Annotated in this window: 5 protein-coding genes and 2 pseudogenes; 4 read left to right on the top strand and 3 right to left on the bottom strand. The window is 57.9% G+C overall.

Annotated features, from left to right (window positions below):
• Window positions 1-184: 184 nt before the first annotated feature.
• A pseudogene (locus NKK47_RS34300) lies at window positions 185-472 on the top strand (transposase); the annotation flags it as partial.
• 211 nt (window positions 473-683) lie between these two features.
• On the opposite strand, the gene NKK47_RS34295 reads toward NKK47_RS34300, so the two are convergent.
• Window positions 684-1136, bottom strand: a complete 453-nt coding sequence (locus NKK47_RS34295; protein ID WP_352579832.1) for an Lrp/AsnC family transcriptional regulator — start codon at window positions 1134-1136, stop codon at window positions 684-686.
• A gap of 953 nt (window positions 1137-2089) precedes the next feature.
• On the opposite strand from NKK47_RS34295, the gene NKK47_RS34290 reads away from it, so the two are divergent.
• The 3 genes from NKK47_RS34290 to NKK47_RS34280 are packed head-to-tail and all read left to right on the top strand — an operon-like array spanning window position 2090 to window position 6804.
• Complete coding sequence (locus NKK47_RS34290) at window positions 2090-3037, top strand: GHMP family kinase ATP-binding protein (RefSeq protein ID WP_352579831.1); 948 nt, start codon at window positions 2090-2092, stop codon at window positions 3035-3037.
• A 9-nt stretch (window positions 3038-3046) separates the two neighbouring features.
• Window positions 3047-4105 carry a cysteine synthase family protein gene (locus tag NKK47_RS34285; protein WP_352579830.1) on the top strand — a complete coding sequence of 353 codons (1059 nt, stop codon included), beginning with the start codon at window positions 3047-3049 and terminating at the stop codon, window positions 4103-4105.
• Window positions 4102-6804: a lyase family protein gene (locus NKK47_RS34280; RefSeq protein WP_352579829.1), complete on the top strand. Its 2703-nt coding sequence runs from the start codon at window positions 4102-4104 to the stop codon at window positions 6802-6804. The genes NKK47_RS34285 and NKK47_RS34280 overlap by 4 nt, the downstream gene beginning before the upstream one ends.
• A gap of 524 nt (window positions 6805-7328) precedes the next feature.
• Here NKK47_RS34280 and NKK47_RS34275 read toward each other — a convergent pair.
• Both NKK47_RS34275 and NKK47_RS34270 read right to left on the bottom strand, forming a co-directional pair.
• Window positions 7329-8601: pseudogene (locus NKK47_RS34275) on the bottom strand (transposase); the annotation flags it as partial.
• A 4-nt stretch (window positions 8602-8605) separates the two neighbouring features.
• Window positions 8606-8958: transposase (locus tag NKK47_RS34270; RefSeq protein WP_352579828.1), on the bottom strand; the 353-nt coding region annotated here is incomplete at its 5' end.

The raw sequence follows: 8958 nt of genomic DNA, 5'->3' as shown, positions 1-8958 counted from the left end.
CAATTACCCGAGGATCGTCAGCAAGATCGGCAAGGCTCCCCCGCAGTACCCGGACATCGACGACGAGTGACGACGCACCGTGCCGTATCGAGGGGGCAAGGGGGTGGGTAATTACTTCAAAACCTCATCGCCATCGATCGCGCGAAAACAAATAGGTCCGTGCGCGTCCCTCGCCGGATAGAACGATCTCACCACCGCCGACATCTCCGACAGTGCGGGGGCTCAGGCGGTCCTGGACGGCATCCGCAAGCGTTGGCCCTGCGTAAAGCATCTGTTCGCTGACAGCACCTATGACCGGCTGAAGCTTATAGACGAAGCAGCCTATCTCAACTTCGCGGTCATCGATCCGACGACCAGAAGGGGTTCCAGGTTCTGCCCCGCCGCTGGGTGGTCGAGCGCAACTTCGGATGGATGACGCGCTGGCAAACGGCTCGCGCGCCATTATGAACGGCGCATCGACGTCTCTCACGCCGAGAAGCCTCACACCCCTGAGTTCATCTGCTCTCTCCGGAGTTTGCAATCTTCGCGGTTCGGGGTGCCGGAGTGTTTCCGGGGCGGTGGCGGCGTAGGGCTAGCCCTCTGCTTCGCGAAGTTCCCCACGCTAAATGTTCGATCGGAGCTGGACGTGCAAAGGGCCTCGAAAAGCAGCTCGGATAGATGGCTTCAGGGCAATCCGCCGAAAGCTATACCGTGATCCGTGGCTCGAATTTTACGCGATCAAGGCTGATCATGCTCCTAAATTTTCGGACATTGGGGTTAGTATAGAGCTTCGTCTTAACGAAGACGTCGAAGGCCTCGACATCCTCAACCGCCACGATCAGGACGAAATCGGCGTCGCCCGTTACCATGTAGCACTGAGTTACTTCCTTGGCCAAGCGCATCGCGCGCTTGAAATCGTCGACAAGGTCCAGACGTTCACGGTCGAGCTCTACTGTCACGACAACGGTAAGCGATTTGCCAAGAGCCTTCGGATTCACGAGCGAGATATCCGCAACGATCACGCCGTCCGCACGTAACTTGTTCACTCGACGCATGCATGAGGCGGCCGAAGAGCCGACGAGTTCCGCGAGTTCGGCAAAGGCGAGCCGGTTGTTCCGCTGTAGCGCTGTAAGGATTCTTCGGTCTAGGTCATCCATCGTGCGACGCCGGCCATGCTTGGAATTTATAATTACTTAGCAATTTCAACCAATCGCATCAATTTGCGCAACATTTATTGCAATTTGCCCAACAAACTGAAACAAAACAAGGCGCTAGTTCGGAACGGCATCCCCAAGTCCGAATACGCATCGGATCGCGACCGCATTTTATCGTAGCGGACCGCTGGGCTGTCACTCTGACCCTTGCATGGATTCGGCGACCTGCGAAGAAGCTCTAGCTTTGGCGGAGGCGTTTGCATGTCAGGACATAGCGGACGCCCATTCGACGGGCTCTCGCGACCGGTGTGCTGGCCGGCTTGAGGTACCGAAGGTCAGCCAGGACGGCGGCAGCGTTCAACACGGAGAATGCGCGGATCGTTGCAAACGCCGGTGGCCGAGCCATGCCTTAAGGCAACGCGGGCCGTGCCTTCCGACTAGACCGCTTGGCCGGTCATAGACCTGCCAGCGTGGCCCCGCGCCTCGCCGCGGGTGATCTGCGCTGGACGTGGGAATCGCGCCGGACGGCCAGGTACCAGCGCAGCCAAAGCAGGATCACTCACTGCTCAAAATGGCGTCCCTTGAACCTCACAGGCACCGAAATTTGCTGAGACGCTCCATGCCACTCGGCCGTATCAAACGGTGCAACAGATCCTACAAGTAATTTAACAGAATCTTTGCGACCTAAAAATGCTGACAATGCTACACTCAACCCAAAATCCGAGGTTAGGCACCCTATGCCCCTAGGTACTCCAAGTATCACAATGAAACGCGAGCTCATCTTCTGATGATCCCGGTATCGTCTCGTACGGCAATTCACACTTCAATGTACCTGATTGGGAAGTGATATGGCGATCCAAAAATATACTCATCCTATCGGCCCTCCAGGAAGCGGGACTAGGATGTCGACTAGAGAACTTCTCGAAGCGGCCGCCGATGAAGTTTGGAGGCCATACATGTATCACCAGACGTTCGATGGCGCAGATGCAGCCCAGATTATTGCCGAGGAAGGGCAGCAGCCAAGGGTTCATTCTAGCGACGCTCTTTGTTGCGGCACATTCGGCGAGTTGCTGCAAGGCCAGTTGCCGGTCGGCTCTGTTCCCCAGGACCCTCACTTCTTGGTGACAATGCCCATCGCGCTCTTTGCGCGAGCTCACTTCATGCCGATCGCAGGCACACGATCCGTAACCGTTTATCCGCCACATAAAGTCAAAGCAAAGCGACTGGCTGAGAATCTCGTGATTGCGCTCGGCGCCTCAGGAGGAATCCTCCTTTTGCAATCTGAGCTCCCTGAAGGCAAAGGGCTGGCGAGTTCGTCTGCCGATCTTGTCGCGACTGCACGGTCAATCGCCTGCTGCTTCAAGCGTAGAGTCCGGACATCGTTGATCGAGAAGCTAATGTCGGAGATCGAGCCATCCGACGGGGTTATGTATCCTGGCGTCGTCGCATATCGGCAGCGAGCATGTAGCCTTCTCTCCTTTCTTGGGCAAATGCCGCCGCTTGCAATCGTTGGAATTGATGAAGGAGGGACGATCGAAACCGTCGACTATGATCAACGGCGAGGTGAAATCTCCGCCAGTCACAGAGCAGAATATCAGGAACTACTCGACCGCGCACGGATAGCAATTCCGCGGGGTGACACGGCCACGATAGGCAGAATAGCTACAGCCAGCGCGCGCCTGCATCAGGAGCGGGCTCCAAAGGAGCACCTGTACTCGATGCTGGAAGCATCCGAGGCCACTGGCGCTCTCGGGGTCATAGTCGCGCACAGCGGCACAATGATCGGAATCCTGCTTGATCGAATGGCGGATGAGTTCCCACGGAAGCTTCGGTCCGTGCTCGCCCATGTATCGCCGTTCGACAACTCGCCAAAAATATATCTGACCATGACTGGCTGCCGATGAGGAAGCAATATGGACGCCGTTCGCAAACGCCTGCCATTCTCCGGCTATTCTGATGCCTATGCTCTCCCCAGCATTATTAGGTGTGAGACAAACCTTTATCTTGCGCAGTTTGCGTTCATGAAGCTTCTCCCTGCGAAGTACATCATTGAGCAAGCGATGGCTCGAGGGAGCTTGACGCACGGCATGAAAGTTATCGAGACCTCGAGCGGAACTTTCGCGCTGGGTTTGGCCGTAGTTTGCCGGGAACGTGGATTCCAACTCGAAATCTTCACAGACCCAGTGATGGACAAAGGCCTGGAAAACAGGTTGCGCTCCTTGGGAGCCGAAGTGTTCATAATAACTGAAAAGGCGAAGCTGGGTGGCTATCAAAGAAGCCGCCTCGACGCATTACATGCTAGAATGAGACAGTTGGGCCACTCCTGTTTCTGGCCCAGGCAATACGAAACACCTGACAACCCCGCAGCCTATAAGTTCTTCGCGGAGCAAATATCGGAGATATTAGAAGCCGACGTAACTTTGGTCGGTTCTGTGGGGTCGGGCGGCTCTACTTGCGGAACGATAGAGGGGCTCCGTCAAAAAGCCCCTGGCGCTCGCCTAATTGGAGTGGATACCTTCAATAGCGTCATTTTTGGCCAACAAGATGGCGAACGGAAATTGCGGGGGCTGGGGAACAGTCTTGTCCCCAAGAACGTGAAGCATGAACTGTATAACGAGGTGCATCTCATCTCGGCTCCGCTCGCATTTGCTGCAACTCGCGCCCTCCACGAGCGGCATGCCGTTTTCGCCGGTCCGACCTCCGGAGCGAGCTACATCGTTGGACGTTGGCGCGCTCGGCAGGATTCAAGAGAAACCGTAGTTGTCATATGTCCTGATGAAGGGCACCGCTACGTCGAATCTGCTTACGACCACGAGTGGCTTAAGCAGAACCGGTGTCTACATGAAGGTGTTCTTCTGGACGCTCCGTCTAGCGAAGAGCATCCTTCGACGGCTCTCCCACCATGGAACCGATATCATTGGAATCGGAGAAGCCGGGAAGCTGTCCTAAACGTGCTGGAGAATGCTTCATGAAGAACCGAGGTAGCTTTCTTTTCGTGGAAAGCAACACGACGGGCACTGGCGAACTATTGATGAAGCGGGCCAGGGTCCTGGGCTTTGAGCCCTATCTCGTCACGCGCAATCGTGCGCGCTATCCGTTTCTTAAGGACTCCGTCGCTCACGTTATCGAAGCTGAAACGCGTAGTCCGGATGAACTCATCGGGGTCGCCGCGAAATTAAGAGGGCTGGAAGGAATATATTCATCGTCGGATTATTTCGTGGAAGGAGCTGCGCGTGCCGCAACGGTAATGGGGTTACCAGCACCAAATCCGGAGGCTGTGGCCACATGCCGGAACAAATGGAAGCAAGCGGCCGAGTTACGGCGACAATCAATCACGATCCCTGAAACTCGGTTGGCCACATCTATCAGAGACCTCGAGAATATACTTACCGAAGTCACTCTGCCAGTCGTCGTAAAGCCGGTCTCCGGAAGCGGTAGTAGCGGCGTGCGGCTGTGCGATACTGCCACAGCCGCCATAAAAGGGTTTGAGGGTGCAAAGGACGTATTGTTGGATCAAGTGGATCTGCCCAGCCCCGACATCCTCATCCAACAATATATAGAGGGCAAAGAATACTCTGCAGAGATAATTGCTTACGATGGGGCGCTGCATTGCCTTGGAATTCTTGCCAAGCACAAGGGGCCCGCTCCCTGCTTCGTCGAGCTAGGTCACGACTTCCCGGCCCCACTTCCGGAGCCATCCCTCCGCAGACTGGCCTCTTTTGCCGCGGGCGCGGTGTCGGCCCTAGGCCTGAAGTTCGGACCGGCTCATGTGGAGTTCGTGATAACGGAGTCGGGCCCCGTCATCATTGAGGTCAATCCCAGGCTGGCTGGAGGAATGATTCCAGTCATGCTCTCGCACGCCTTGGGCACACCAATCCTTGACATGGTGATTAGACTTTATGCGGGAGAAGGATTCACGCCTCCAGGCGCGAGCGCAAGGGCGGGAGCCATCCGCTTCCAAGTCGTTCATAAATCCGGCAAGCTAAAACGCCTGGGCTTTTCTCGAAATCCAGACCCGACGGTGCTTGAGGCGGGTCTTCTGAAATCTGAGGGAGAGGAAGTTCAAATAAATGGCGACTTTAGAGATCGCGTAGCCTACGCCGTAGCCGTCGCTGATGAACTCAATGCCGCCGCCGCGGCAGCTCAACGGATGATCGATTCCATCGTGATCGATATTGAGGCGGCTACTGGAGAGTCGGACGACAAGCAAGTCGCTGGGTCAAGCCAGAGCAAGTGGAGCCTACATCCCGAAGCGATGAAGTTGCTCGCTCCGCCTATCGAAATCTCGCGTGACGGTCGCCTTCTGCGGCATCAGGCGACCATAGACGAAGCACATCTGGTGATGCTCGCGGACCAGGGCTTGGTCAGCCAACCAGCCGCTGCCGATCTGCTCAAGCACATCTTGGATCTCCAGGACGAGGGCTTTCAGTCGTTGGAGGGGCGTGATGCTCCCCGTGGTGTCTATCTGGCCTATGAGGCCGAACTTGCCGCCAGAGCCGGCCCAGAAAAGGCCGGCTGGCTGCACCTTGCGAGGTCCCGCAACGACTTGAACGCGACCATTTCTCTTCTGGTCCTTCGGGAAGCTGCGTGTTCCATCTCGCAAGGAATAGGAACTGCACAAGATGCCCTGCTTCAGCGAGTGGAGGAAGCATCGATACTTGTGGCTCCGTTGTACAGTCAGTATCAGATCGCACTCCCCGGATCGCCAGGGCACTACCTGCTTGGCGTCTTCTTCGCTCTGGGGCGCGAGCGCCAGCGCCTCCATTGCCTGCTGGAAGACATCAGGAACTGTCCTATGGGAGCTGGTGCCGGCGGAGGCACCAGCATGCGTATAGATCCCTTGAAGACAGCATATCTTCTGGGATTCGAACTGCCGTCATTCAACTCACTTGATGCTGTTGCAAGCCGTGACCATCACCTACAAGCGCTTTCACTCTTCGCTGGCGTTTCAATCTTGCTCAGTCGTGTGGCCCAGGACCTGCAGGTTTGGACGACGCGGGAGTTCGCGCTCATCGACGTTCCTCAAAATCTTGCTGGCGGCTCTTCCATGCTGCCCCAAAAGAAGAACCCGTTTCTGCTTGAACACATCAAGGGTTCGGCAAGCACTGTGATTGGGGCCTACGTTTCTGCGGCAACAGCAGCCTGCAAAGCACCTTTCAGCAACTCGATCGAAGCGAGCAACTACGGCTGCTCTCCGCTAGGCCTTGCAGAAGATGCTCTGAAACGGGCCATCACCCTCACATCCCTGATTGTGAAATTCATGTCCTTCAACGTGCGGTCGATGCGTGAAAACCTGGAAGACGGCTCACAAATGACGTCCGTCGCCGCAGAACGGATGGCGTCTCGAGGTGTTCCTTTCAGACAGGCCCACACACTGATTGGCGAAATCGCCAGACGCCTGTCTCTCGATAGCTGCGTCGCGGAGCGCCGAAGCGAACTAGCCAGCCACCTCGCTGATGTGTTACCGGCGAGTCTCGAAGAGTGCAGGGACGCTTTGCAGTTCGGAGGAGGACCCGGGAAAAGATCAACCAACGACCAGGTTTCTGTGGCAAAAACGCTCTTTGCGCACACGCAGCTGAAATGCGTGGAGATACGGGAACGCTGGGCGCGCGCCGAGATGCACCGCAAACAGAGAGTGAAAGAACTGATCGAGCGGCAGGAAGCCACCTGAAAAGGGTGGGCTATGTGGACAACGCCTGATGGAGCTGTCGCCTCGACTTGGCAATGAACTGCGGTTGTGCGGCGGCCATATCTTTCGAGTATTCCGGTCTCCACGGCATGTCCGGTCGAATCGAGTGATGCGTCCGCCGAATCGTCCTAACGCTTGTCTGGCACCGAATCGCACTGGGAGTGCTTGACGGGCCCACGCACACGGTGGCAGTCTATCTTAGTTGGGCCGCGATCAAACGGCCGCCATTGTGAACCGCGTGCAGGCGCTCTATGCGATGCAGGAGCTTTGCGGCGGTCGTCACAGTGAGGCGGGCGAGAGAGTGCGCTGCGGTGGATGGCGATGGCGAGCTAAAAACGTGTTGGACTAAGCCGCCGGCAGCGTTGCCGGGCTATGGGCGTTCAATGAGGCCACCCACCCATGAAAGGGGATCTAGCGGCGGTGTGGACGAGGCAAATGCAGGCGGTGATGAGAAGCCGTATTGCCTCACCGTGGAATGCTCCCGACCGACATTATCCGTTGCCTCATCATAATGTTCCCCACGACTGGGACACCGGCTCGATTGCCGGCTCGAACTGCATCGCGCCGAACACCATTGCGTGCGCCTTTCCTTTCGCCCAGATTCAAGCGGCGCTCCATCGTGCGCAGCAACTGATCGGGATATTGCCCCGGATGCTCCGCCTGCAGACGGTCCAGCAATTCACGGCTCGTCCGCCAGGACTCTTCGTCAAACCACGCTTGCAGTTCTTGGTGACGAGAGCGAAAGGATCCGGTCGCCGACGGCCCCGTTTTTGCTTCGGCTTGGCTTGCGCGGTTGGACGGATTCACCCTCCTTCCAAGCCGTGCGCAGGCCTGACAGGAACCGGTCGAGAGATGGATCGGCCGCCACAACCGATGGCGTGCCGGACCTGTCGGCGATGTCGACGAGGCGCTGCTGCGCCATCCGCATCTTGCTCAGCAACCGGACAGGGTCCAACCGCGCATATGTTTGCGCGAGTGCGGCGTGAACCGGTTGCGGCGTCCGCAGATCCGCCAGCAATCGTTGGCAGGGCGTGGCCGGGCGATAATAACGCTTGCGCGCATGGGCGCCGTCCCGCTCCTTTCCGGCCAACTTGAAGGAGGGCTGGAAGCAGTTCACGAACAGCCGCACCGTCGGATAGAGCTGCGCCAGGGCTGCGGCGGCTTCAAGCCCCTCCAGCCGGCGATAGCCGACCATGCGGCGCACCACGGCACCGTTCTTCTGCTCGACAAAAGCCTGATCATTCTTGTGGTACGGCCGGCAGCGCGTGAACGCGATACCGGTCTCCTGACAATAATCACGCACCGTCTCGTTCAGGAACACGCCGTCATTGTCGGTGTCGAAGCCGAGAAGGTCGAACGGCAGCAACCGCCGCAATTCCGTCAGCACCTCGCTCAGCAGCTTCTGCTCGCGGACCAGCAAAGGCGCGCATTCCGTCCATCCGCTCGCAACGTCGGTGAGAACTGCACAAAGCTGCCGCTCGTCACCGGGCCGCTGTGCGCCACCAGGTCGGCCTCCACAAAGCCGGGCGGCGGATGTTGCCAGTCGGAGAAGGTGCGGATCGGTATGCTCCGCCGCAGCGCCGAGGATGCCATGGGCCGGCGCCGCTTGCCGCCACCGGACCGCGCGAAGCGCGCACTCGTCGCCAAAAGCCGCGTCCGGACTTCCGGCGCAAGCTGAAGATGCCCGTGACGCTCCATCGCCTCGACCAGGATCGGCACCAACGCTTTCAGCCGCTTCCCGCAGATCCGGTCCGAAGCCTCCCACAGCACGATCAGCGCTTCACTAGAGCGGGATGAATTTAGGTTGGGCATATCCGGCTTCTGTGAAGTAATGTCGGCATTCGGTTGAAGTGACGGTGCCGAGGATGTGTCCAATGGCATCGCAGACGTCCTTGACTGTTCGCTTGGCAGCTTTGCGCAGCCAATGCTTAAGCTTGGCGAAGAGCTTCTCGATCGGGTTGAGGTCGGGCGAGTATTTCGGCAGCACGAACAACCTGGCGCCGGCTGACCGAATGGCGCGGCGCACGGCCTTGCCCTTGTGCGAGCCGAGATTGATGGGGTGGACGCCCCCTGACGGCATCGCTGTGCCAAAGTGGTGTCGTTGATCATCACTTGAACGGAGGCGTCCATGTCGGA

It is taken from the genome of Mesorhizobium sp. M0019, from assembly GCF_040323975.1.
Lineage (GTDB): Bacteria > Pseudomonadota > Alphaproteobacteria > Rhizobiales > Rhizobiaceae > Mesorhizobium.
Note: the sequence above shows the minus strand (reverse complement) of the source record. Positions and strands in the feature narration are given on the sequence as shown.

Coding starts and splice junctions, on each gene's coding strand:
- NKK47_RS34295 (WP_352579832.1), bottom strand. CDS start 1,136: ATGGATGACCTAGACCGAAGAATCCTTACAGCGCTACAGCGGAACAAC.
- NKK47_RS34290 (WP_352579831.1), top strand. CDS start 2,090: ATGTATCACCAGACGTTCGATGGCGCAGATGCAGCCCAGATTATTGCC.
- NKK47_RS34285 (WP_352579830.1), top strand. CDS start 3,047: ATGGACGCCGTTCGCAAACGCCTGCCATTCTCCGGCTATTCTGATGCC.
- NKK47_RS34280 (WP_352579829.1), top strand. CDS start 4,102: ATGAAGAACCGAGGTAGCTTTCTTTTCGTGGAAAGCAACACGACGGGC.